General features: G+C 68.1%; 17 protein-coding genes and 1 tRNA gene. 8 read left to right on the top strand and 10 right to left on the bottom strand.

All coding sequences use genetic code 11. The annotated features are described in order from the left end of the window. Positions 1-42: 42 nt before the first annotated feature. Positions 43-591: a PadR family transcriptional regulator gene (locus tag GR168_RS09460; protein ID WP_159370603.1), complete on the bottom strand. Its 549-nt coding sequence runs from the start codon at positions 589-591 to the stop codon at positions 43-45. Between the two features lie 137 nt (positions 592-728). Here GR168_RS09460 and GR168_RS09465 point away from each other — a divergent pair, with 137 nt between their 5' ends. Then, on the top strand, positions 729-2,048 hold the full coding sequence (locus tag GR168_RS09465; protein WP_137809305.1) for a solute carrier family 23 protein: 1,320 nt from the start codon (positions 729-731) through the stop codon (positions 2,046-2,048). Positions 2,049-2,193: 145 nt separating this feature from the next. Here the strand turns inward: GR168_RS09465 and GR168_RS09470 are convergent, their stop codons facing one another. From GR168_RS09470 to GR168_RS09480, 3 genes are all read right to left on the bottom strand, one after another. Continuing rightward, positions 2,194-3,885, bottom strand: a complete 1,692-nt coding sequence (locus GR168_RS09470) for a hypothetical protein (RefSeq protein WP_159370604.1) — start codon at positions 3,883-3,885, stop codon at positions 2,194-2,196. Next, complete coding sequence (locus tag GR168_RS09475) at positions 3,885-4,247, bottom strand: hypothetical protein (protein ID WP_159370605.1); 363 nt, start codon at positions 4,245-4,247, stop codon at positions 3,885-3,887. The genes GR168_RS09470 and GR168_RS09475 overlap by 1 nt, the downstream gene beginning before the upstream one ends. 110 nt (positions 4,248-4,357) lie before the next feature. Beyond that, positions 4,358-4,431: transfer RNA gene (locus GR168_RS09480), tRNA-Arg, on the bottom strand. Positions 4,432-4,564: 133 nt separating this feature from the next. On the opposite strand from GR168_RS09480, the gene GR168_RS09485 reads away from it, so the two are divergent. Beyond that, a complete protein-coding gene (locus GR168_RS09485; protein WP_137809308.1) occupies positions 4,565-6,589 on the top strand; it encodes a cytochrome c oxidase assembly protein in 2,025 nt (674 codons plus the stop codon). 13 nt (positions 6,590-6,602) lie between these two features. Here the strand turns inward: GR168_RS09485 and GR168_RS09490 are convergent, their stop codons facing one another. Beyond that, complete coding sequence (locus tag GR168_RS09490) at positions 6,603-7,187, bottom strand: chorismate mutase (RefSeq protein WP_137809309.1); 585 nt, start codon at positions 7,185-7,187, stop codon at positions 6,603-6,605. 159 nt (positions 7,188-7,346) lie between these two features. Between GR168_RS09490 and GR168_RS09495 the strand changes: the two genes are divergently transcribed. Continuing rightward, entirely contained in the window at positions 7,347-7,775 is a 429-nt protein-coding gene (locus GR168_RS09495) for a single-stranded DNA-binding protein (protein WP_058250025.1), read from the top strand. A gap of 32 nt (positions 7,776-7,807) precedes the next feature. Here the strand turns inward: GR168_RS09495 and GR168_RS09500 are convergent, their stop codons facing one another. Genes GR168_RS09500 through GR168_RS09520 form a run of 5 tightly spaced genes read right to left on the bottom strand, consistent with a single transcriptional unit; the run spans position 7,808 to position 12,794 of the window. Beyond that, on the bottom strand, positions 7,808-8,221 hold the full coding sequence (locus GR168_RS09500; protein ID WP_159370606.1) for an ATP-binding protein: 414 nt from the start codon (positions 8,219-8,221) through the stop codon (positions 7,808-7,810). Positions 8,222-8,261: 40 nt separating this feature from the next. Then, positions 8,262-8,600, bottom strand: a complete 339-nt coding sequence (locus tag GR168_RS09505) for an STAS domain-containing protein (protein WP_058250027.1) — start codon at positions 8,598-8,600, stop codon at positions 8,262-8,264. Beyond that, positions 8,600-10,576: a glycosyltransferase family 2 protein gene (locus tag GR168_RS09510; RefSeq protein ID WP_159370607.1), complete on the bottom strand. Its 1,977-nt coding sequence runs from the start codon at positions 10,574-10,576 to the stop codon at positions 8,600-8,602. Before GR168_RS09510 ends, GR168_RS09505 begins: the two co-directional genes overlap by 1 nt. Further along, on the bottom strand, positions 10,573-11,805 hold the full coding sequence (locus GR168_RS09515) for a SpoIIE family protein phosphatase (RefSeq protein WP_159370608.1): 1,233 nt from the start codon (positions 11,803-11,805) through the stop codon (positions 10,573-10,575). The genes GR168_RS09510 and GR168_RS09515 overlap by 4 nt, the downstream gene beginning before the upstream one ends. Further along, complete coding sequence (locus tag GR168_RS09520) at positions 11,802-12,794, bottom strand: glycosyl hydrolase (RefSeq protein ID WP_159370609.1); 993 nt, start codon at positions 12,792-12,794, stop codon at positions 11,802-11,804. The genes GR168_RS09515 and GR168_RS09520 overlap by 4 nt, the downstream gene beginning before the upstream one ends. Positions 12,795-13,064: 270 nt before the next feature. On the opposite strand from GR168_RS09520, the gene ettA reads away from it, so the two are divergent. From ettA to GR168_RS09545, 5 genes are all read left to right on the top strand, one after another. Further along, positions 13,065-14,738, top strand: a complete 1,674-nt coding sequence (ettA, locus tag GR168_RS09525) for an energy-dependent translational throttle protein EttA (protein WP_065629023.1) — start codon at positions 13,065-13,067, stop codon at positions 14,736-14,738. 40 nt (positions 14,739-14,778) lie between these two features. Then, positions 14,779-19,512 (top strand): NAD-glutamate dehydrogenase, encoded by a 4,734-nt coding sequence (locus GR168_RS09530; protein ID WP_159370610.1) that lies wholly within the window; start codon positions 14,779-14,781, stop codon positions 19,510-19,512. A gap of 68 nt (positions 19,513-19,580) precedes the next feature. Continuing rightward, positions 19,581-21,842 carry a molybdopterin-dependent oxidoreductase gene (locus GR168_RS09535; protein WP_159370611.1) on the top strand — a complete coding sequence of 754 codons (2,262 nt, stop codon included), beginning with the start codon at positions 19,581-19,583 and terminating at the stop codon, positions 21,840-21,842. Positions 21,843-21,915: 73 nt separating this feature from the next. Continuing rightward, a complete protein-coding gene (locus GR168_RS09540; RefSeq protein ID WP_065629020.1) occupies positions 21,916-22,404 on the top strand; it encodes a thioesterase family protein in 489 nt (162 codons plus the stop codon). Then, positions 22,404-23,093 (top strand): hypothetical protein, encoded by a 690-nt coding sequence (locus tag GR168_RS09545; RefSeq protein ID WP_058250035.1) that lies wholly within the window; start codon positions 22,404-22,406, stop codon positions 23,091-23,093. The genes GR168_RS09540 and GR168_RS09545 overlap by 1 nt, the downstream gene beginning before the upstream one ends. Positions 23,094-23,173: the final 80 nt, after the last annotated feature.

A 23,173-nucleotide genomic window follows, 5' to 3' on the forward strand; every position in this document is an offset into this window, starting at 1 on the left:
GACGGATTTGGCGGTTTCGAAGGTGTTGCGGGACTGGCTAACTCAGCTCTCGGTCAATTCCCGTTCGAGTCCGTGGATGACCTCGTCGCACCATTCGATGTATCCCTGCTCCTGGCGGATGCCGCCGCGGAGGACGAGGTACTGGTGCAGCTTGCGGCCGGTGAGCGTGTCGGGATCGGGGTAGTAGTCGGCCTGGAAGCCGGTGTAGAGCTTCAGTTGCGCGAGGTGCTCGTCGCGGTGGGCCTTGAGTTCGCCGACGATGGCGGCGAGGTCGCCGAACTCCGCGGCCCGCAGCTTCACGCCGATGTCGCTGCGGAGCGGTTGCAGTGGGGTCGGACTCATCGCCCAGTCGGCCAGGGCGTCGCGCCCGGCATCGGAGATCGTGTAGACCTTCTTGTCCGGACGACCGTCCTGACTGATCGACTCGACGCTGACCAGTTCGTCGTCGAGGAGCTTCTTCAGCGTCCGGTAGATCTGCTGATGCGTGGCCGACCAGAAGTAGCCGATGCTGCGGTCGAATTGCTGACCGATCTCATAGCCCGTTCCCGGTCGCTCGGCCAGCGACACCAGAATCGCGTGTTCGAGCGCCATGAGAGCAAGCTAACACTGCAACAACGCACTATGCAACAAGGTATATATGAGTCGAGTTGCATATCGGCGGCGGCGACGCCGACCGAGGAAGACCCGAAGTGAGGCGTCGTCAGCATCCGTGCCGCACACTGTTCGGCATGGGTGAACCGGAGACGAGGTCTCGGAATCTGCTGTCCTGGAAGCTGACCGACAACGCGGTCGTGGCACCGGAGGAACGGCTGACCTGGCCGCGGACGGTCAGCATCGGTCTGCAGCATGTGGTCGCCATGTTCGGCGCGACCTTCCTCGTCCCGGTGCTGACCGGATTCCCGCCGTCGACGACGCTGTTCTTCTCCGGCGTCGGCACGATTCTGTTCCTGCTGATCACCCGCAACCGCCTGCCCAGTTACCTGGGTTCGAGTTTCGCCATCATCGCGCCGGTGACAGCCGCCGTCGCCTCCGACGGGGCGTCGTCGGCGCTCGGGGGACTCGTGGCGGTCGGCGCACTGCTCGTCGTCATCGGGCTCATCAGTCATTTCGCGGGTGTGCGATGGATCGAGACCCTGATGCCACCTGTCGTGACCGGCGCGATCGTCGCCTTGATCGGGCTCAATCTGGCGCCGGCGGCCAAGAACAACTTCGTCGCCGATCCCGTCCTGGCGACGATCGTGCTGGTGCTGCTGGTGGCCTCCGCGGTGCTGTTCCGCGGGCTGCTCGGTCGCCTGGCGATCTTCCTGAGCGTCGTGGCCGGATATGTCCTCGCGCTGATCCTCGACCGGATCGACAGCGACAACGACTACATCGACACCTCCGCCATCGGCGACGCTGCCTGGATCGGACTGCCCGACTTCCAGACGCCCACGTTCGACCTGGGTGTCCTGCCGTTGTTCCTGCCCGTGGTGCTGGTGCTCGTCGTCGAGAACATCGGCCACGTGAAGTCGGTCGCGATGATGACCGGCAAGGACTACGACGCGACCATGGGTCGGGCGCTGGCCGCGGACGGCGTGGCCACGATGCTGGCCGGCAGCGGCGGTGGGTCGGCCACGACGACCTACGCCGAGAACATCGGTGTGATGTCGGCGACCAAGGTGTACTCGACGGCGGCCTACTGGGTGGCCGGCGGCGCGGCGATCCTGCTCGGACTGTCGCCCAAGGTCGGCGCCGTGATCGCCGCGATCCCCCCTGGCGTGCTCGGCGGTGTCACGACCGCGCTCTACGGTCTGGTCGGTGTCATCGGCGTCCAGATCTGGGTGACCAACAAGGTCGACTTCTCCAAGCCGATAAACCAGTTCACCGCGGCGATCCCACTCATCATCGGCATTGCCGACTACACCTGGCAGGTCGGCGACCTCGTGTTCGCCGGCATCTCGCTGGGCTCGGTCGCGGCACTGGTCATCTATCACTCCATGCGCCTCATCGGCGGGTGGCGGGGGACGGTGGACGTCGGCCGGACGGGCACTCACCACGGCGACGCATAGGTGTCCGACCGACGAACCTCAACTCGACTGATGGACTTCGATCGAGGTCCAGGAGTCGAGTTGAGGTTCGCAGGTGGACGGTCGCGAGGGGACCGGGATGGAACAGACGACTACTCGGAAGCCTGGCGTGTGTTCGAGTCGCGGCTCACCACGGCAGCCGTAGCGGGATGTCGGGAATCGGCCCCGGCAGGTCGATGTCCCCGTCGGCGCGATCGTTGACGAGATAGAGCCACCACAGGGGAGCGGGTGCGCCGACCGGTGGCGGGAGTTCGGCGACGTCGGGCTTGCGAGGGACGTAGAGGTCGGGTTCGGCGCCGACGATGACCTTCACCATGTTCTGGAAGGCCGTGGATTCCGTGTCGTTCCAATAAGCACCGTGGGTGACCAGACCCCCGTCGACTGTGCGCTCGTCGAGCTCGACTGTGCCGGTGTCGAGCCTGATCACGCCGGGCGCGGTGTCGGGGTCGTGGCCGTGCGGGTTCCCGGGAAAGGACTGGACGTAGTGGATCGGGTCGCCCGGGAAGGTCAGCGAGTATCGATCCACGCCGTCGGGATGCGGCGTGTCGTAGATGCCGGTGCCCGCCGACGACGCGTAGATGACGCGGTCGGGGGACAGGCCGAGTTGTTCGGCCGATCCCACGACCGACCCGCCGTAGCTGTGACCGATGTAGGTGGTGGTCGCACCGGGAGCGAGGTGCACGATCTCGGCGTCGAGTTCGGAACCGAACAACTCCAGGCGGTGCGCCATGGCTACGGCGAAGCTCGGACTCGCCGCCGCGCGGAGGTCGGGCGGGAGGTCGCCGTCGAGGTAGAGGAACACCGGTCCGCCGGTGCGTGCCGCGAGTTCGGCTGCGGCCGTGCGGTTGTGGCCGACCACGGTGTCGAGGTTCGTGCCGGTCCCGGGCACGTAAATCGCCGTGTTAGGAGCACCGGGCCGCAGCGACCCGATCATCTCGACGATTCGTCCGCGCGGAGTGTTGACGAAGGTGATGAAGGTCCGCTCGACGAGTCCGTCGTCGCCGCGGGGTGTCTCGTCGGCGATCGGGTCGGGGCGGGGCTCGAGGAGTCCGCGCAGGGTCCGAGCTCTTCGGCCGTGCCCGCGGCCGGCCGACATCTCGTCGAGAAGTGCGTTGCGGATGTTGATTTCGTTGGCCTGGGCGCGGATCGCGAACGGGACACCCGGTAGGTTCCCGATGACATGCGGGTCGGCCTGCACCAGACGTCGGACGTCGTCGGCACCCATCTGTTCGATGACGTCGCGGACCTGGGTCGGCGTGAGCGTCTCCAGCATGCGGACGGCCTGATCCGCGTCCATCTCGGCGCCCCCGGGCAGTGTGACGTCGGGTTGACCCGCCGTCATCGACGCGAGGTCGGCCGCGAACGTCTCGAGTCGTGCACCGTAGCGCTCGTCGAGGGCGTCGACGGTGTCGAGAGCCTCGGCGATGGATTCCGCGAGAAGGGCGGCCTGACCGTCGAAGTCACGCTCAGGATGGGTCACCTCGCCGTCGTCGAAGACGGTGAAGCCCAGCCCCTCTGCTCCCCGGACGACACCAAGTGCGAAGTCGCGGGCGTAGCCGAGGTCGGCGGCGGCATCGGTGGCCTCGTCGGCGATCATCTGCACCACGTTGCGGACCTCGCCGGCATGATCGTGTTCCGCCCAGATGGCCTGGTGCGCAGCATCATGCGTGGCGCCCGACCACGTCGAGGCGTCGTCGAAGGCACGCACCGCGCGACCGATGCCGGTGTCGATGCACTCGGCCAGCGTCGAGGCAGCGGACCCGGTGGCGGCGATCGACTGCGGATCCCACGCGCGCAACTGCGAGAGGGTGGGTCGCATCAGCGGTTCCGAAGCGAGCGGAACCGGGTGCCCGACCGCGCGTCGGCGTCTGCCGTCGTCGCGTCGAACGTCCGCAGCATCAGGCTCATCGTCGTCAGGCGTTCACCGATGGAGTCCACCGCCGACCGTGCGGGTCCGATCGTGGCGGCGAGGGCACGCACGACGCGACTCGAGGGTCCGAGCGCCGCGCCGACGGCCTCGACATCCGCGGCGTGGATCGCGATCGCGGCGGCCCGCCAGGTGCGCGCGATGCCCTCGACCTCGGCGGGATCGACACCGAACAGCGATGTCTCTGAGTGATTGTGGGTTCGCCGGCCAGGTGACAGCGGCGGGAAACCGGACAAGGAGCGGGGGAGCGTCATGATCCTCCAGGGAGTCGCGACCCACCGAGGTGTGGGGCAGGACTATGACGCACGGCGTGCCCTGAACGGTTCCCGATCCACTTCGAGCGGTCGGCGACAGGCACATGACGTGCCCCCGGCAGGACTCGAACCTGCGACCTAGGGATTAGAAGGCCCTTGCTCTATCCACCTGAGCTACGGAGGCTGACCGGCGAGCGTGACGTGGCGCACGAGCGGCCGGGCAGAGAGAGTCTACGACACCGTCGTCGCTATGCCGTGCGCCACGGCGGGCCACGTCGAATTGGGATCACGTCAGTGGCCGGTCCTACAGTTGGAGGATGACCCGCACGTCGACGCCCGCCTCCGCGGAGCAGCATCGCGACGCGATGAACGAACCGCGCGGCGTCGTCACCGCGATCCTGTGGGCATCGGGTTGGCTCGCCGCGATCGTCGCCGTCGCCGTCACCGCGATCTCCGCGGCGTCGGCGCTCCGGTTGACCGGTGTGCCCGATCCGGGGCCGCTGACCACCTACGGCGCACCTGCTCTGACCGCGATCGGCGAGTTCGCCGCGGCGATCGCGCTCGGGTCGGCCGTGTTCGCCGCGTTCTTCGTGCCGCCCCAGGCGAGCGGCGTCCTCGACGTCGGGGGTTACCGCGCCATCCGGATCGCGGCGGCGAGCGCGCTGACGTGGTCGGTCTCCGCTCTGCTGTCGATGCCGTTCTCGGCGTCGGAGGTCAGTGGGGCGCCGCTGGCGGAGGCGATCCGCCCGGCGAACCTGCTGACCGCCTACGGCCAGGTCGCGGAGGTGCGCACCTGGTTCTGGACCGCGGTGTTCGCACTGGTCGCGGCCATCATCGCCCGGATGACCCTGCACTGGGGTCCGACCATCGCGGTCATCGCGTTCTCCGTGTTCAGCCTGATGCCGTCCGCGCTCGCGGGCCACTCCTCGTCGGGTGGCAACCACGACGTCGCCACCAACAGCCTGATCCTGCACATCATCGGCGCGACCCTGTGGCTCGGCGGTCTCGCCGCGGTCGTGGTCTACGCCCTCGCCGACGGACGATGGCGTGCCCTGGCGGTGCGCCGGTTCTCGCGCGTCGCGTTCTGGTGCATCCTCGTCGTGGGGGCCAGCGGTGTCGTCAACGCCCTGGTGCGGGTGCCGCTCGGCGACCTGTTCACCGACACCTACGGCCGTCTGGTCGTGGCCAAGGTGGTGGCCCTGGTCGTGCTCGGCGGACTCGGCGCGTGGCATCGTCGTGTCACCATCGCCCAACTGGACGCCGACGACAAGCCGTCGCTGTTCGTCCGCTTCGGACTGGTCGAACTCGCCGTGTTCGCCGCGACCTTCGGCCTGGCCGTCGGCCTGAGCCGTACGCCGCCTCCACTCGTGGACACCACCCAGATCTCGGCGACCGAGAACGCGATCGGTTACGACCTCGACGGGCCGCCGACGTTCGTCCGCCTTCTCACCGAGTGGCGCTTCGACCTGATCTTCGGGCTCGCGGCGATCGTGCTCGCCGTCGTGTATCTCCGGGGAGTCATCCGCCTGAGGCGCCGGGGTGATGCCTGGCCGGTCGGTCGCACCGTCGCGTGGCTCCTCGGGTGTCTGCTGCTGTTGCTGGCGACGTCATCGGGATTGGGCCGCTACGCCCCGGCGATGTTCAGCATCCACATGATCGCGCACATGCTGCTGTCGATGATGGTGCCGGTCCTGCTGGTGCTTGGTGGCCCGGTCACGCTCGCCCTGCGGGCACTGCCGCCGGCCGGTCGGGGCAATCCGCCGGGCCCGCGCGAGTGGATTCAGCTGGGCGTGCACTCGGCGCCGTCCCGGATCCTGACGCATCCGCTGATCGCCGCGGTCATGTTCGTCGGCAGCTTCTACGTTCTCTATCTCGGCGGTCTGTACGAGTCCGTGGTTCAGTACCACGCGGCGCACCTGTTGATGAATCTGCACTTCCTGATCAGCGGCTACATCTTCTACTGGCTGGTGATCGGCATCGACCCGGCCCCGCGTCAGGTGTCACCCGTGGCAAAGCTGGGCCTCGTGATGGCCTCGATCCCGTTCCACGCGTTCTTCGGCATCGCCCTCATGATGACGACCGCGGTCATCGCCGAGACCTACTACCGCGGGCTCAATCTCCCGTGGAACTACGGCCTCTTCGACGACCAACGTGTCGGGGGCGGAATAGCCTGGGCCGCAGGCGAGATCCCCCTGGTGGTGGTCCTGCTCGCGCTGTTCGTGCAGTGGCAGCGCAGCGATACGAAGCTGGCGCGACGCTTCGACCGCAACGCGGACCGCGACCACGACGCGGACCTCGGCAGCTACAACGAGATGTTGAAGGAACTCAACAAGCGCGGTTGAGCGGCAACAGGTCTCAGCCGGACCCCGTCGACACCGTGCATACCGACGACCCGGCCTGGATCAAGGCGCCGGTGTGCAGGGGATCGAAGCCGAAATCGGCAGCGGTGCGGCCGGTCGCAGTGATCAGCTCTGGGGGACACCGGAAGCTCGTCACGAGTTCGCCTGCGGCGGCAAGCTGGTCGACGATGGCCACGGTGAACTCGTTGATCGCGGTCCGGACCGGACCGAGATCGGACGTCGCAGGTGGAGCAGTCTGCCCAGGCAGCCGCCACTGCGCAAACAGTCCGCGTTGGACGGTCTTGCTAGCCTCGATCTGATTGCGGAACACACCGCGTACGTAGGCGGGGTCGAGACCGCGGTCGGTGGCCAGCTGCGACACGGTGTCGAGGACCACCTGTTCGCGCGCCGGGTCGTCGATGGCCGCGCCGGACGCCCATTTCGTCGCGGCGACGGTGTCAGCCAGTGCGAGCCGGCCCGCGATCGCCTCGGTCAGACCGGTCAATGTCGGCGAAGCGACCGGCGCAGCGCCTGCGAGGGGCGGGGCAACCAGCATTGTTGCCGCTGAGATGAGACCTACCAGGAGCCTTCGGATGCGCACCCTGCGAAGTGTATGGGCGGCGAGCGTCAGGTGCATCGCGATCTGTGGGTAACCCGTCGAGTTCTCCACAGTCGTGCGGCCTCGACGGTTGACGGCCCCGCTGCGGGTGATGCTGGTGCGGCCACACCTTCCCGTGGCCGACAACCGTAGGAGACGACCATGTTTGAGACGTACACGACCGTCATCGGAACCGTAGTGTCCGATCCCCGTCGGCGGCAGACGACCACCGGGGAGGACGTGATCTCCTTCCGCGTGGCGTGCACCTCGCGGCGGATCGACAAGAACACCGGCGAGTGGTCGGACGGACCCACGTTGTACCTGACGGTCAGCTGCTGGCGGCGCCTGCTGACCGGGGTCGGCCTGGCGATCGCCAAGGGTCGACCGGTGATCGCGCACGGTCAGATCAAGACCAACGAGTACCCGTCGGCGGACGGCTCACGTCGCTCCGATCTCGAGATGACGGCCGTGGCCGTCGGACTCGACCTGAGTCGCTGCGTCGTCACTTATCGGGGCACGCCCGCCCAGGGGCGCGCGGCCGACGCGCCGGTCGTCGCAACCGCGCCCGAGACCCGCGAGTCGGCGGCGTGAACGCACGATCGTGGGGTTGAGCCGATTACGACTCAGTCCGAACGGTTCCGGACCAGTCGCCAGTGGTTCTTGCCGTCGGCACGACGATAGGCGAGTTCGTCGAGGACGTTGATCGCGATGGCCAGGCCGCGGCCACGCTCGGCGAAGTCGTCGGGCAGGTTCACGGCGTCGAGATCGACGCGGGCGGGACTGCCGTCGTCGGAGTAGCGGGCTTCGATCCGGTCCGGTGCGACCTCCAGCTCGAGGCGCAGGGTGACGGTTGCGCCGTCCCCGGCGTGTTCGATGATGTTGGCGCCGATCTCGGCCACGGCGAGCTCGAACTGCATCGCGTCCATGTCGTCGATGGGGCACTCCGCGAGGAGATCGGCGAGGAGTGCGTGGATGTGGTCCATGGTCTCGAGCGAGGTGATCTCCTCGAGGGTGCGGGTCGCGGTGTTCTCGGTCATCGCCGGGTCCTCGATCTCTGGGTGAGTGGGACGGGTCCCGTCAGGCCCCGTCGAAGGCGTCGTCGGCCGACGGGTGGACGCGCAGAACGCGATTGAGATTGGTCAACTCCAGGACGGTGACCACCTGCGGCGTCGGGGCCGCGATCCGGAGGTCGCCGCCGGCCTGGCGTGCCACCTTCAACCCGGAGACGAGTGCGCCCAGGCCCGAGGAATCGATGAAGTCGGTGCCGGACAGGTCGACGACGATCCGGGCCGAACCGGACCCGACCAACTCGTGCAACTGGTCTCGGAGTCGCGGGGCGACAACCATGTTGAGCCGGCCCTCGGGCCGGATCGCCACGGCGCCGCCGTCGACGCTACGTGTTGCGAAATTCGCCATCACTGCCCTTCCTCATCGGGACCGCGGTACCGCACCGCGGTGATGACAACGCTCAGGATCACCAGATCGAACACTACCCAGAACAGGTTCACGCCGACGCCGAGAACGGAGACGGCGCCCCGGTACAGCTGCACGACACCGATGACCGAGGCCACCACGAGCAACGCCATCGCGATCAGCTGTGGCCGAACGATGTGCCAGGGCAACGCATCCTGCGACTGCTTGGTCTTCGGGGTCACCGCGAAACCGAGTGGACGGTTCATGTAGACGTTGCGAAATGCGGTGGTGCACGCCTTGATCCAGACGGGGAACAGAGCGAGGCTGTACTGCTGGCCGCGCCACGTCGGCGTGCCTCGTGCCACCACCAGGAACAGTATCTGGTTGACCACCAGGAACGGGATCAGCCGCAGGAAGAAGTCCCAGCTGTAGGCCTCGACCGGCAGGATGCCCAGCACCAGGTAGACCACCGGTGCCGCGATGTAGGCGATGGCCGCGAAACCGGCGAGGTAGCTCCACATCGTCGCCCAGTACATGAGTCGCTGGGTGAGGGTGAGGCCCTTCTGTACCAGCGGGTTCTCCCGCAGCATCACCTGGATCGTGCCCTGCGCCCACCTAAGCCGTTGCGTCACCATGGTTTTCAGGTCCTCCGGCGCCAGGCCGAAGGCAAGATTCTCGTGATGGTAGGCGGAGTTCCAGCCGAGGGCGTGCAACCGCATACAGGTCGCCATGTCCTCGGTCACCGAGATGGTGGCCAGGGGCAGCATGGGCTGGGCCTCGTCGGATCGCCCGACGTCGACCGCCGCGACCATGGCGCGGATGGATTCGATGGCGCCGAGCGGCGACCACTCGCGCTCGGCGAGGACCGCGAGTGCGTCGTAGTCGACGGCGCCGGCACCGGCTTCCTGCTCGCTCAGCTCGGTGAGCGCCTCGATGGCCTCGAGGTCGGCGCGCATGGCCTCGACGTCGGCGTCGACGAGCCCGCGTGCCGCCTCGTCGACGCGCGCCTGGAAGCGATAGGTGATCTCGGCCAGTGGCTCTTTCTTCTTCAGCTGCGCGCGAGCGTCTTTCACGGCCTCGTCGACGGCGTCGAGCGCGGCCGAGGCGGTGGGGTTGTCTTTCCCGACCTGCTTGCGCGTCGACTTGAGGACAGAACGCGCGGTGCGCAGGGCGCGATCGATGCCGTCGGAGACGGCGGAGACGTACTGGGTGATGCCGAGCTGCATCAGCGCCTCCCGGCGCAGCACGGCGTTGGATCCGCAGAAGAACGCGGCGTTCCACCCGTCCTTGCCCTGCTGGATCGGCCCGTAGAACAGCGGAGCCTGGCTGCCGAGCGGGTCCCCGGGCGGCACGTTCACGAAATACTGCGGCGTCTGGACGAGGGCCATCTTGTCGTCGTGGAAGTAGCCGAGCGTGCGGTCGAGGATCTGCGGTTCGGGGATCTGATCGGCGTCGAGGATGAGGAGGAACTCGCCGTCGGTCTGCATCAGGGCGTTGTTCAGGTTGCCGGCCTTGGCGTGTCGTGGTTTGTCGAGCCAGTTCGACGATCGCGTGATGTACCCGATGCCTGCCTGGGCCGCGGCCTCGGCGAGCTCGGGTCGATCACCGTCGTCGAGGATCCACGTGGTGTGCGGGTAGGTGATCGCCTTCGCCGCGACGGCGGTCTTCATCACCAGATCCAGGGGTTCGTTGTAGGTGGTGATGAAGACGTCGACGGTGGCGCCCTCGGGCGGGGGAGGCGGGTCGGGGCGATGCTGCAGTCGCCACATCGTCAGCCCGAACAGCAATGAGTCGATCAGGCTGTACGTTTCGGCGACGACCAGGGGAACCGCGATCCACCAGGCGTCCCAGTTCACCGACGCCAGCCAGCGCCACACGATGTAGTTGATCCCGAGGATCGCGGCGGCGACGATCAGCAGTCGCAGCCATGGCGACGGAGCCGTGCGCGCGAGGGTGGCCTCCTCGACGCTCTCGCTCATCCGGCGTCGTCTCGACAAATGGCCACGACGGTCACATCGTCGATCGGCGGCCGTGAGGCGACCAGTTCGCTCACCATCGAGCACACCTCCGACGGGGTCGAGGTGTCGGCGAAGAGTGCCCGCAACGCCGACTCGTCACCAGACGGTAGGAGGTCGAGCAACCCGTCGGAGGTGATGACGACCATGTCCCCGGGATCGAGGTGGGCCCGGGCGGAGTCCCAGGTGTCGTCGCGCAGGATGCCGATCGGCAGACCGCCCCCGGGGAGCGACTCCACATCTCCGGCGGCCCGGCGGACGATCGACAGGCCATGGCCGGCGTCCACGTACTCGAGCTGCCCCTCGTCGGTGTGCAGGCGTGCATGGAACGCGGTCGCGAACGTCTCGGTGCCGGCGAAGTCGTCGGCGAGCTGATCGGCCACCGTCCCGACCACCTTCGCGAGGTCGGCGTCGGCCGCACCATGTCCGGCGGCGTCGAGTGCGCGGGATGCGGCTCGGATCGCCGACCGGACCGTCGCCGTGAGGATCGCCGCGCCGAGTCCCTTCCCCATGACGTCGGCGACGGTGAACACCAGGCCGTCGCTCCAGGGGTAGTGATCGTAGAAGTCCCCGCCGACGGCGAAGGCGGGCAGGCACATCGCCGCGATCGACCATCCGGGGACGACTCCGAGGGGCGGCGGCAGCAATTGACGCTGCACCAGTGCCGCGCGTTCCAGGTCGTCGCTGTTCGCGATCTCCCGCTGCGCCCATGCGGCGAGCTCGCGGAACGCCGCCTCCTGATCGGTGGTGAGTTCCCGCGGCCGGGTGTCATAGAGACAGAAGGTCCCCACGGGATGTCCGCCGGGGCCGTACAGCGGATATCCCGCGTAGAAGCGGATTCCGTCGTCGGCGGCGATCTGCGGGATCGCGGCGAAGGCCGGGACCTTCGAGACGTCGGGGATGATCAGCGCCGGATCGTCGGGGTGGTCATAGGCGCGCGCGACCGTCACCTGGCAGACCGTCTGTTCCCGCGGCAGGTTCTGCAGCTCGATGCCGTCGACCGCCTTGAACCACTGCCGGTCTCGGTCGAGTAGCGACACCGTCGACATCGGTACGCCGAACACGGCTTTCGCCATCCGGGTGATCTGCGCGAACCGATCCTCCGGGGGCGAGTCGAGGACGTTCAACTGCTGCATCGAATGCAGTCGTGCCTCTTCGATGTCGGCATCGATGTGCGCGTCCACCAGGGTCACCTCAGTCCCGCTTTCTCGAGTGCGTGCGCCATCGCGGCGCCCGCTGCTGCCGTGCTGCCCAATCTCCAGTCCGCTTCTTTGTCGTGGTCGAACCAGACAAAGCCGGTAACGTCGTCGGCGTCGTCGAGGTAGGTCACCAGGTCGGCGATCCAGTCGGCTTTGGAACCACCGGCTTCTGTCGACCCGACCTCTGTGACGAGTATCGGTTTCTCGGAGGACAAGTTACGAAGCTGTGCAAACGAATCGGCGAACAACTCCGCCGGCGGAGTCCATCGGTGGCCGGGCACCGCGCCCCAGTTGTAGCCGTCGATCCCCAGGACGTCGACGTAGGTGTCGCCCGGGTACCAGCGTGACAGCGGAGCGTCGTCGGAAAGGGGGACATTCGGGGCCCACACCCACTTCACGTTGGTCGCGTTCTTGGACGCGAAGAGGTCGTGGACATGGCGCCACGCGGCGATGTACAGCTCGGGGGAGGTCCCGCCGGCGGGGCTCCACGGGTACCAGTCGCCGTTCGGCTCGTGCGCGAACCGGAGGTAGACGATCCCGCCCCAGGCGACGAGTTCGTCGGCCCAGCGGTACAGGTAGTCGTCGTGGGCTCCGGCCACGATCGACGACATCGTGAACGCGCCCCAGTCGTAGTCGTCACCGCCGAGGTGGCGCCACGGCTCCCAGGTGACCACCGGTTCGGCACCCGAGGCGACCACGGCGTCGAGTGCGGCGATCGGGGGGATCGCGGTGAAGTCCTCGAAGAACAGGTTGACGGTCGGCCGGACCCCGACGAGGTCGGTGACCGCGGCGACCTCGGCCGGGCGGAGCGGGCCGCTCGGGGTGCTGACACCGAACCGCAGGCAGTCCCCGGCCGGGCCGTGCAGGGGAGAGATGGTCGGCGGACACTCGCGCGGCGCCGGCTCGCAGGCGACGACGCCCATCGACCCGACCATGACACCCAGGACCACGGACACGATCGTCCATCTGGGTACCGCACCCATCGACCGCTCCCATCGCCTCGCCGCCGCACACCGGCACGGCGCTCACCCATTCCCCCGTTCTCGTCCCCACGACATTCTCTCGGCAAACCTGCCCACCCGCGCGTCAACCGCGAAAGACGGTGCACCGAACCGGCGCAGACGCACCGGACCGTCGCCCGGCATGCGACGGCGACTAGGCTTGTCCCCATTGTGTGTGCGCCCGGGCGCACACCCCCCGCGTCCGCGGCAGACAGATCACACGGCATCGAGCAGGTCCGAAGGAGTTTTCACGTGGCTGAGTTCATCTACACGATGAAGAAGGTTCGCAAGGCGCACGGCGACAAGGTCATCCTCGACGACGTCACCATGTCCTTCTACCCGGGCGCCAAGATCGGCGTCGTGGGACCCAACGGCGCGGGCAAGTCGTCGATCCTGAAGATCATGGCCGGCCTGGACCAGCCGTCGAACGGCGAGGCGTTCCTCGACCCCGACGCAACCGTCGGCATCCTCCTGCAGGAGCCGCCCCTCAACGAGGAGAAGACGGTCAAGGAGAACGTCGAGGAGGGCATGGGTGAGATCAAGGTCAAGCTCGACCGCTTCAACGAGATCGCCGAACAGCTCGCGACGGACTACTCCGACGAGCTGATGGAAGAGATGGGCAAGCTCCAGGAGGACCTGGACAACAACGACGCCTGGGACCTCGACTCCCAGCTCGAGCAGGCGATGGATGCGCTGCGCTGCCCGCCGGCCGATTCGCCGGTCACCCACCTGTCCGGTGGTGAACGTCGCCGCGTCGCACTGTGCAAACTGCTGCTGCAGAAGCCCGACCTCCTGCTGCTCGACGAGCCGACAAACCACCTCGACGCCGAGTCGGTGCTGTGGCTGGAGCAGTTCCTCGCGAACTACTCGGGAGCAGTGCTGGCCGTGACCCACGACCGGTACTTCCTCGATCACGTCGCGCAGTGGATCTGTGAGGTCGACCGCGGCAAGCTGCACCCCTACGAGGGCAACTACTCGACCTACCTGGAGAAGAAGGCCGAGCGTCTCGAGGTCCAGGGCAAGAAGGACCAGAAGCTGCAGAAGCGGCTCAAGGAAGAGCTCGCCTGGGTCCGCTCCGGCGCCAAGGCCCGCCAGACCAAGAACAAGGCCCGCCTCGCACGCTACGAGGAGATGGCGGCCGAAGCGGAGAAGACCCGCAAGCTCGACTTCGAGGAGATCCAGATCCCGACGCCGCCGCGCCTGGGCGACGTCGTGGTCGAGGTCTCGCACCTGGACAAGGGCTTCGAGGGCCGGGTTCTCATCAAGGACCTGTCGTTCACCCTGCCGCGCAACGGCATCGTCGGTGTGATCGGTCCGAACGGCGTCGGCAAGACGACCCTGTTCAAGACGATCGTCGGCCTCGAGCAGCCCGATTCGGGCACGGTGAAGGTCGGCGAGACGGTCAAGCTGAGTTACGTCGACCAGAGCCGCGCCAACATCGACCCCAAGAAGACGGTGTGGGAGGTCGTCTCCGACGGGCTCGACTACATCGAGGTCGGCCAGAACGAGATGCCCTCGCGCGCCTACGTCAGCGCCTTCGGGTTCAAGGGCCCTGACCAGCAGAAGCGCTCGGAGGTGCTCTCCGGTGGTGAGCGCAACCGCCTGAACCTCGCGCTCACCCTGAAAGAGGGCGGCAACCTGATCCTTCTCGACGAGCCGACCAACGACCTCGACGTCGAGACCCTGGGCTCGCTGGAGAACGCGCTGGAGCAGTTCCCCGGGTGTGCCGTGGTCATCAGCCACGACCGCTGGTTCCTCGACCGCACCTGTACCCACATCCTGGCGTGGGAAGGCAACGTCGAAGAGGGGCAGTGGTTCTGGTTCGAGGGCAACTTCGAGGCCTACGAGGCCAACAAAGTGGATCGCCTCGGCGCCGACGCCGCCCGCCCGCACCGGGTCACGCACCGCAAACTGACTCGCGATTAATCCCGGTTCCGCCCGGCGCGGGTGACTAGCATCGGCAGATGTGACGTCACTCGTTCCGGACGCGGTGGACCACTACTTCAGGTCGCGGACCGACGGGTCGGCAGGTGAGTCGGCCGCCGACCGGGTGCGCAGACATCTCGATGACGCGCGGGTCCGCCGCCGCGGAGAGGCGCTCGTCGGAGTGACCGCGGGCGAGGGCGGCACCGTCGAGATCCTCGTCGTCAACGACGACATGCCGATGCTCGTCGAAGCCGTCCTGGCCACGGTCGAGGCGCACGACCTCACCGTCGATCGCATGGACCACCCGGTGATACCCGTTCAGCGGGACCCCGACGGCACACTCGTCGCCGTCGACTCCGGCGAGACGACCCCGGAGTCCTGGATCGCGGTCTGCGGCCTCGCACGTCACCCGGGCATCGATCCTGAACCGCTGCGCGACGACCTCCGCGAGGTCGTCTCGCGGGTCATCGACGTCGACGCCGATGCGTCGGCGATGCGCTCTCGGATGGCCGAGTGCGCCGCCGGGATGGCCGAGGCGCCGCTGCCGGGGGCCGGAGTCTCCGACGCCGACCGTGGTGAGTACGCCGCACTGCTCGAGTGGTTCGCCGGCAACCACTTCCACCCGCTGGGCCATGTGCGGGTGGGCGGGGACGGGCCCGCCGGGGACGCCGCCCGTCTCGGTGTGTGGCGAACCGACTCCGTCAGCCGCGACTTCCCGTCGGTGACTGATCGTCCGCTGGTCCCGCGGGTCAGCCGGGTGTTCGTGGCGACCGGCATCCAGCGCACCAATTTCCCTGTGCTCGTGCAGGTTCCGACGTTCGATGCGAATGGCGAACACGACGGCGAGCATCGTTTCCTGGGTACCCTCACCTCCGCCGGCAATCATCAGGCGGTGCTCGACGTCCCGGTCCTGCGCGCCAAGGTGCACGACGTCCTCGCGCAGGCGGGCGTCGAGGAGGATTCCTTCGCCGGTCAGTCCATGATCGAGCTGCTGCAGAACTATCCGCTGGTGGAGATGTTCTCGTCCACCGAGGACGAGCTCGAACGCCGCCTGACCGAGATGCTGGACGCGGTGGCGACGCGGTCGCTGCGGCTGTTCCTGCGCACCAACTTCGACGGACGCACCGCCGTCGCCCTCATCTACCTGCCCCGGGACCGCTACAACACGTCCACCCGTCTCGCCCTCGAGCGCGCGCTCGTCGCCGAGGTGGACGGGACCGGGCTGGAGTACACGGCGCGTGTCAGCGAGATGCCGTTGGCACTGTTGCAGGTGCTGGTCTGTATCGACCCGACGACGGCGGCCGAACTCGGCTCGGTCGACACCGGATCACCGGCCCACGCACGCGTGCAGGCGGCGCTGGTCGCCGCCATCCGCGGTTGGGACGAGCGGGTGCGCGAACTGGCTGTCGCAGAAGACGTCCCGGCACTCGACGGCGGCCCGGACGTGCTGCTGCGCCAGTTGTCCTCGTTGTCGGAGGACTACAAGGAGCTCCGCGAGCCGCATGCGGCCCTCGCCGACCTCATCCGCGTCGTCGGTCTGGAACCGGGTGAGATCGACGTGACCCTCGACGCCGCCGAGACGGCGACCGACGGGCGCGAGCCGGACCGGTGGATCTTCACGCTGTACCTCTGCGGTGCGTCGGCGACACTGACCGATGTCCTGCCGGTGTTGCACAGTCTCGGTCTCGATGTCCTCGAGGAGCACCCGTACGAGATCCATCGGCTCGACGACACCGTCTGCTGGGCCTACGAATTCAGCGTCCAACTCGCGGCCGGGATGACCGTCGACCTCGACCACGCCGACGACCTCGCCGATCGGTTCACCGAGGCGTTCCGCCGGATCTGGCTCGCCGGTGCGGACGTCGACGCCTACAACGAACTCGTCATCAGGTCGGGCCTGGACTGGCGGTCGGCGGCGATGCTGCGCGCCTACGGGCAGTACCTGCGCCAATGCGGGTTCTCGTACAGTTCGGCCCACGTCGCCAGCGTCCTCGGCCAACACCTCGCCATCACCCGCGGCCTCGTCGACCTGTTCGTCGCGTCGTTCGATCCCGACACCGCCGACGAACAGCGCCGAAAGCGGGTACGCGACAAGCTCGACGAGGAGATCGGACTCGTGTTGGGCCTCGATGCCGACCGCATCGTCTCCGCGTTCGCGGCGGTGCTGTCGGCGACCGACCGCACGAACTACTTCGTCGACGGCGGGTCGTCGGACTCCGATCACTGTCCGGTCATCTCGTTCAAACTCCGTCCGCGCGACATCCCGCAGACCCCTAAACCCCGTCCGCTGCACGAGATCTTCGTCTACTCACCGCGCGTAGAGGGGGTGCACCTCCGATTCGGCTCGGTCGCCCGTGGCGGCCTGCGCTGGTCGGACCGCCGGGAGGATTTCCGCACCGAGATCCTCGGCCTGGTCAAGGCGCAGGCGGTGAAGAACGCGGTGATCGTGCCGCTCGGCGCCAAGGGCGGTTTCGTGGTCAAACAGCCGCCGCCGCCGACCGGTTACGCCGCGCGGGACCGGGAGGCGCAGCGGGAGGAAGGGATCGCGTGCTACCGGCAGTTCATCGCCGGCCTGCTCGACGTGACCGACAACATCGACCTCGCGACCGGGGAGGTCATCCCCGCCCGCGGGGTCGTCCGGCTCGACTCCGACGACACCTACCTGGTGGTGGCGGCCGACAAGGGCACCGCCTCGTTCTCCGACATCGCCAACGACGTGTCGAAGTCGTACGGGTTCTGGCTCGGCGACGCCTTCGCCTCCGGCGGGTCGGCCGGGTACGACCACAAGGCCATGGGTATCACTGCCCGGGGCGCGTGGGAGTCGGTCAAGCGGCATTTCCGCGAGATGGGGACCGACACGCAGTCGCAGGACTTCACCGTCGTCGGGATCGGCGACATGAGCGGCGACGTGTTCGGCAACGGGATGCTGCTCAGCGAGCATATCCGGCTCGTCGCCGCGTTCGATCACCGGCACATCTTCGTCGACCCCGATCCGGAGGCGGCGGCGTCGTTCACCGAACGGAAGCGGTTGTTCGGCCTCCCGCGGTCGTCGTGGGCGGACTACGACACCGACCTCATCAGTGCCGGCGGCGGGGTGTGGGAGCGCGACCGCAAGTCGATCCCGATCACCCCCGAGATGGTGGACGCGCTGGGCATGGAAGACGGCACGACAGAACTCTCACCACCCGAATTGATACGCGCGATCCTGCTCGCTCCGGTCGACCTCCTGTGGAACGGCGGCATCGGGACCTACGTGAAGGCGTCGACCGAATCACATGCGAGTGTCGGCGACAAGTCCAACGACGCGATCCGCGTCGACGGAAACGAGTTGCGTGCCAGGGTGATCGGAGAGGGCGGCAACCTCGGGGTCACCGAACGCGGGCGCATCGAGTTCGACCTCGCCGGGGGCCGGATCAACACCGACGCCCTCGACAACTCGGCCGGGGTCGACTGTTCCGACCACGAGGTGAACATCAAGATCCTGCTCGACGCGGCGGTCTCGGCGGGCGGCCTCGACGCCGACGAACGCGACCCCCTACTGGAGTCGATGACCGACGAGGTCGCCGAACTCGTTCTCGCCGACAACATCTCGCAGAACTCCGAGCTCGGATTCTGCCGCACATTCGAGCTGCTGCGAGTGGAGGTGCACGCCCGCATGCTCGAACACCTCGCCGCCAAACGGGGCGTCGACCTACGCCTGGAAGCGCTGCCCGAGCCGCGCGAGCTGCGCAAGCGGGTCGGCAGTGAGCTCCACCGCGGTCTCACGTCGCCCGAGTTCGCCACGCTCATGGCGCACGTCAAGCTCGAGTCCAAATCCGACCTGCTCGCCACCGACCTCCCCGACAACGACGTGTTCGCACCCCGCGTCGCGCGCTACTTCCCGGACGCGGTGCGCACCGAGCATTCCGACGCGATCAGCGGACACCGGTTGCGGCGTCAGATCGTGGCGACGACCCTCGTCAACGACGTGATCGACCACGCCGGGATGACCCACCTGTTCCGGTTGAGCGAGGGGAGCAGCTGCAGTACCGAGGAGGGCGTCCGCGCGTATGTGGTGTCCAACAAGGTCTTCGGCATGAACGAGGTGTTCGAGGGCATTCGGCATGCACCGGCTCCGGTCGAGGCCGTCGACGAGATGATGCTGTACGCGCGCCGTCTGCTGTTCCGCGCCTCGCGGTGGCTGCTCGCCTTCCGGCCGCAACCATTGGCCATGGCCGCCGAGATCACCCGCTACGGCGAGCGGGTGGCAGCACTGTCCGAGGTCATCGACGACTGGTACGGGCCGAGTTCGGCACGCGATGTCGCCGAGCGCGCCGACACCTACATCGAGCACGGCGTTCCCGAGGACCTCGCCCACACCGTCGCGGCTAGCCTGCACCGCTTCTGTCTGCTCGACATCATCGACGCGGCCGAGATCGCCGACCGGGACGCCGGCGAGGTCGGCGACCTCTACTTCGGGGTGATGGAGCACTTCGGTCTCGAACAGCTGCTCACGGCGGTGTCGGGACTCGAATTCGGCGATCGATGGCATGCGCTGGCCCGGTTGGCAGTGCGTGACGACATGCACGGTGCGCTCCGTGCGCTGACCCTGCGGATCCTGGAGGTCAGCGAACCCGGGGAGAGCACGGCCGACAAGATCGCCGAGTGGGAGTCCTCGCGGTCGAACCGGCTGAGCCGGGTACGTAGCGTGCTCCGGGAGATCGAGGAGACCGGGACCGCGGACCTGGCCACGCTCTCCGTCGCGGCCCGGCAGCTGCGGAGCGTGATCCGCTGATGCGCAGGCGACGGCTGCCGTCGTCGAATCCGTCGCAGTCAGGTGTGCCGAGCGCCTAGCCTGAGCACATGACCCGAACCGCACCGCGCATCTGCCCGCTCTGCGAGGCCACCTGCGGTCTGACCCTCACCATCGGCCGGGACCGCACGACCGGCGGCGAGATCGTCACCGCCGCGCGCGGTGACGCCGACGACGTGTTCAGTGCCGGCTACCTGTGTCCGAAGGGTGCGAGTTTCGCCCAGCTCGACAACGATCCCGATCGTCTCGACCGTCCGCTCATCCGGCGCGATGGTCGGCTCGTCGAAACCGATTGGGACACAGCGCTCACCGCTGCGGTCGACGGGCTGCGCGAGGTGATCTCGACCTCCGGCGGCGAGTCGATCGGCTTCTACCTCGGCAATCCGTCCGCGCACACCGTCGCCGGCACGATGTACGCGCCCTTGCTCATCCGGGCACTCGGTACCCGCAACGTGTTCAGCGCCAGCACCCTCGACCAGATGCCGAAGCAGGCGGCCACCGGTTACCTCGTCGGTCATGCGGGGACTTTTGCCGTCCCGGACCTCGACCGCACCGATCATCTCGTGATCATCGGAGCGAACCCGGTGGTCTCCAACGGCAGTGTGACCACCGCCGCCGACTTCCCCGGGAAACTGACCGCGCTGCGCCGCCGGGGCGGGCGCCTGACCGTCATCGACCCGGCACGCACCCGCACGGCGAAGTTGGCGGACACCCACATCGCGCCGCGGCCCGGAACGGATGCGGCGCTGCTGTGCGCGGTGGTGCAGTGCCTGTTCGACGAGGACCTCGTCGCCGCCGACCTCGGCGGGATCGCCACGCATGTCACCGGCGTGGAGGCGCTGCGCGACGAGCTGAGCGGTTTCACTCCCGAACGGGTCGCCTCGTTCTGTGGTGTGGCGGCCGCCGACATCCGGGCTCTCGCCCGGTCGATCGCCGCGTCGGAATCGGCCGCCGTCTACGGCCGGATGGGCACCACCACAGTGCAATTCGGGACCATCGGCAGTTGGCTCATCGACGTGGTGAACATCCTCACCGGCAACTTCGACCGGCCCGGGGGAGTGATGTTCCCGCTCGCACCGACCGCTCCGTCGCCCCGCCCGGCCCGTGCGGGCCGGGGGTTCCGTACCGGGCGGTGGCGCAGCCGGGTTTCCGGTCACGCGGAGGTCGGCGGTGAGCTCCCCGCCGTCGCGATGGCCGAGGAGTTCGAGACGCCCGGCGAGGGGCGGTTGCGGGCGCTGGTGACGGTGTCGGGTAACCCCGTCCTGTCCGCGCCGAACGGCGCACGACTGGGACGCGCACTCGACGACGCACAGTTCGTGGTCTGCGTCGACCCCTATCTGAACGAGACGACGCGGCACGCACACGTCGTGCTGCCGCCGCCGCGCCCGTCGCAGAGTCCGCATTTCGATGCCATCCTGAACAACCTGGCGGTCCGGGCCACCGCCCGCTACTCGCCGCCCGTGTTACCGCTGCCGGCAGGCCGTCCCGACGAGATCGAGATCGTGTGCCGGCTGATCATGGGCCTGTCCGGGGCCGGGGTCGACGCCGACCCGGGGCTCGTCGACGAACAGGTCATCGCGGCGACTCTGTCGAAGGAGGTCGCCGACCCCTATTCGCCCGTTGCCGGCCGTGACGTCGCCTCGCTCGTCGCGAAGTTGCCCGACGCGCCCGGGCACCAGCGTCGGCTGGACATGCTGTTCCGCCTCGGGGCGTACGGCGACGCCTTCGGCGCGCGCAACGGCCTCACGTTCGCGGATGTGCTGGCCGCGCCGCACGGCATCGACCTGGGGCCGATGCGGCCGCGCCTGCCCGGGGTGCTCCGCACGGCATCCGGCAAGATCGAACTCGCTCCCGACCCGCTCATCGGCGACCTCGCACGCCTGAGCGCAGCGGTGGACGCCGGGGGCGACCCGGCGCCGGCCGCCGACGGCAGCCTGCTGCTGGTCGGCCGCCGCCACCTGCGTTCGAACAACAGCTGGATGCACAATCTCCCGGCCCTCACCGGCGGTACCAATCGCTGCACCCTGCTCATGCATCCCGACGATGCCGACCGACTCGGCATCTCCGACGTCGCCAAGGTCCGTGGTGCGGGCGGTTCGCTGACCGTTCCCGTCGAGATCACCACCGACATCCGGCCCGGGGTCGCGTCGCTGCCGCACGGGTGGGGTCATGATGTCGACGGCATCAGACTGGGCGTCGCTGCCGCCGAGCCGGGTGCGAACGTGAACGACCTGAACGACGGCGCCCTGCTGGACCCGCTCTCGGGGACCGTCGTCCTCAACGGTCTGCCGGTGGAGATCGCGCCTGCTTGACCGGGTCGGGTAGTGCGTAGGGTTGGGCCGGGGTGGCCGCGCTGGCCGCCCGCCGACACCGATCTGACAGGGGATGACGCACGTGCTCAACGAGGACGCCGGGACCACGACCGCTGACGGATACCTGGTCAAGGTGCCGGTGCGCTGGTCGGACATGGATGTCTACGCGCACATCAACCACGCCCGGATGGTGACGTTGCTCGAAGAGGCGCGCATTCCCTGGCTCTTCTACGACGGCCGACCGACCGCGCCCCTGCGCGACGGCTGCCTCGTCGCCGACCTACACGTGAGATATCAAGCGCAGCTGCGTCATTCCGAGGGACCGATCGAGGTCACCATGTTCGTCGAACGCCTGCGGGCCGTCGACTTCACCGTCGGCTACGAAGTGCGCGCGGCGGGTGCCGACCCCGCCTCTCGCCCCGCCGTGGTCGCCAGCACACAGCTCGTCGCCTTCGACGTGGCGGCCCAGCGCATCGCCCGGCTCACCCCGGAACAGAAGGTCTACCTCGCCGGATTCCGCCGCCCTGCCGGGGAATCGGCCACACGCGGCGGGCCGAGTTGATGGAGCGGTTCATCGAGTTCGCGTCCTCGGACCGATCGAACGCCCTCGCGTTCCTCTCGCACGCAGTACGTCTCGACGATGCCGCCGTCGTCCGGGTGGTCGCGCGTTCGGACGGTCTGGTGGCCTTGTGGGCACATACCGGGTTCGACGTCCTCGCCACCCGGTCGGTGACCGGACGAATCGCGCCGACCGACATCGTGTGCGACGCTTCGACACTGCGTGCGACCGTCGAATCGGCCGGCCCGGGCACCGCGGTCGATCCCGGCTTCTCACTCGACAGTGCCTGGCGCGGAGCGCTTCCCGCTGCGGTCGGGTTCCGGCACATCGACGACGTACCCGCCCGCAGCGTGGTCGAACTGTCCCGAGAAGGCGCCCGGGTGGCGCGCGAGGAGGGGAGCGGGCACGGTCCCGCAACGGGTCTGCTCGATCAGGATGTCCTCGAGGTCACGTCGGAGGAGGGTGCGCTGCGGGCCGCGGTGAGCATGCGATCGGTCTTCGCCCTGACCGGCATGGGATTCATCCGCGACGCGGACGGACGAGCGGTCACCGAGACCTCCGACACCGGGGCGATCGCAGCCGACGAACCGGTACGAATCCGGATGTCGGCGGCGTGGATTCGGATCGATGCACGCTTCGGCTCGGTGTATCAGCGCCGGCACCGCGATCTCGCGGTCACCGTCCTGAACTAAACGGTGTGTCTCACGATGATCTCTCTTGTCGCCTGAGCTCCAGCCATGGTGATTCGCACTGGCCGCCACGCAGACACGAT

It is taken from the genome of Gordonia sp. JH63, from assembly GCF_009856645.1.
Taxonomy (GTDB): domain Bacteria; phylum Actinomycetota; class Actinomycetes; order Mycobacteriales; family Mycobacteriaceae; genus Gordonia; species Gordonia hongkongensis.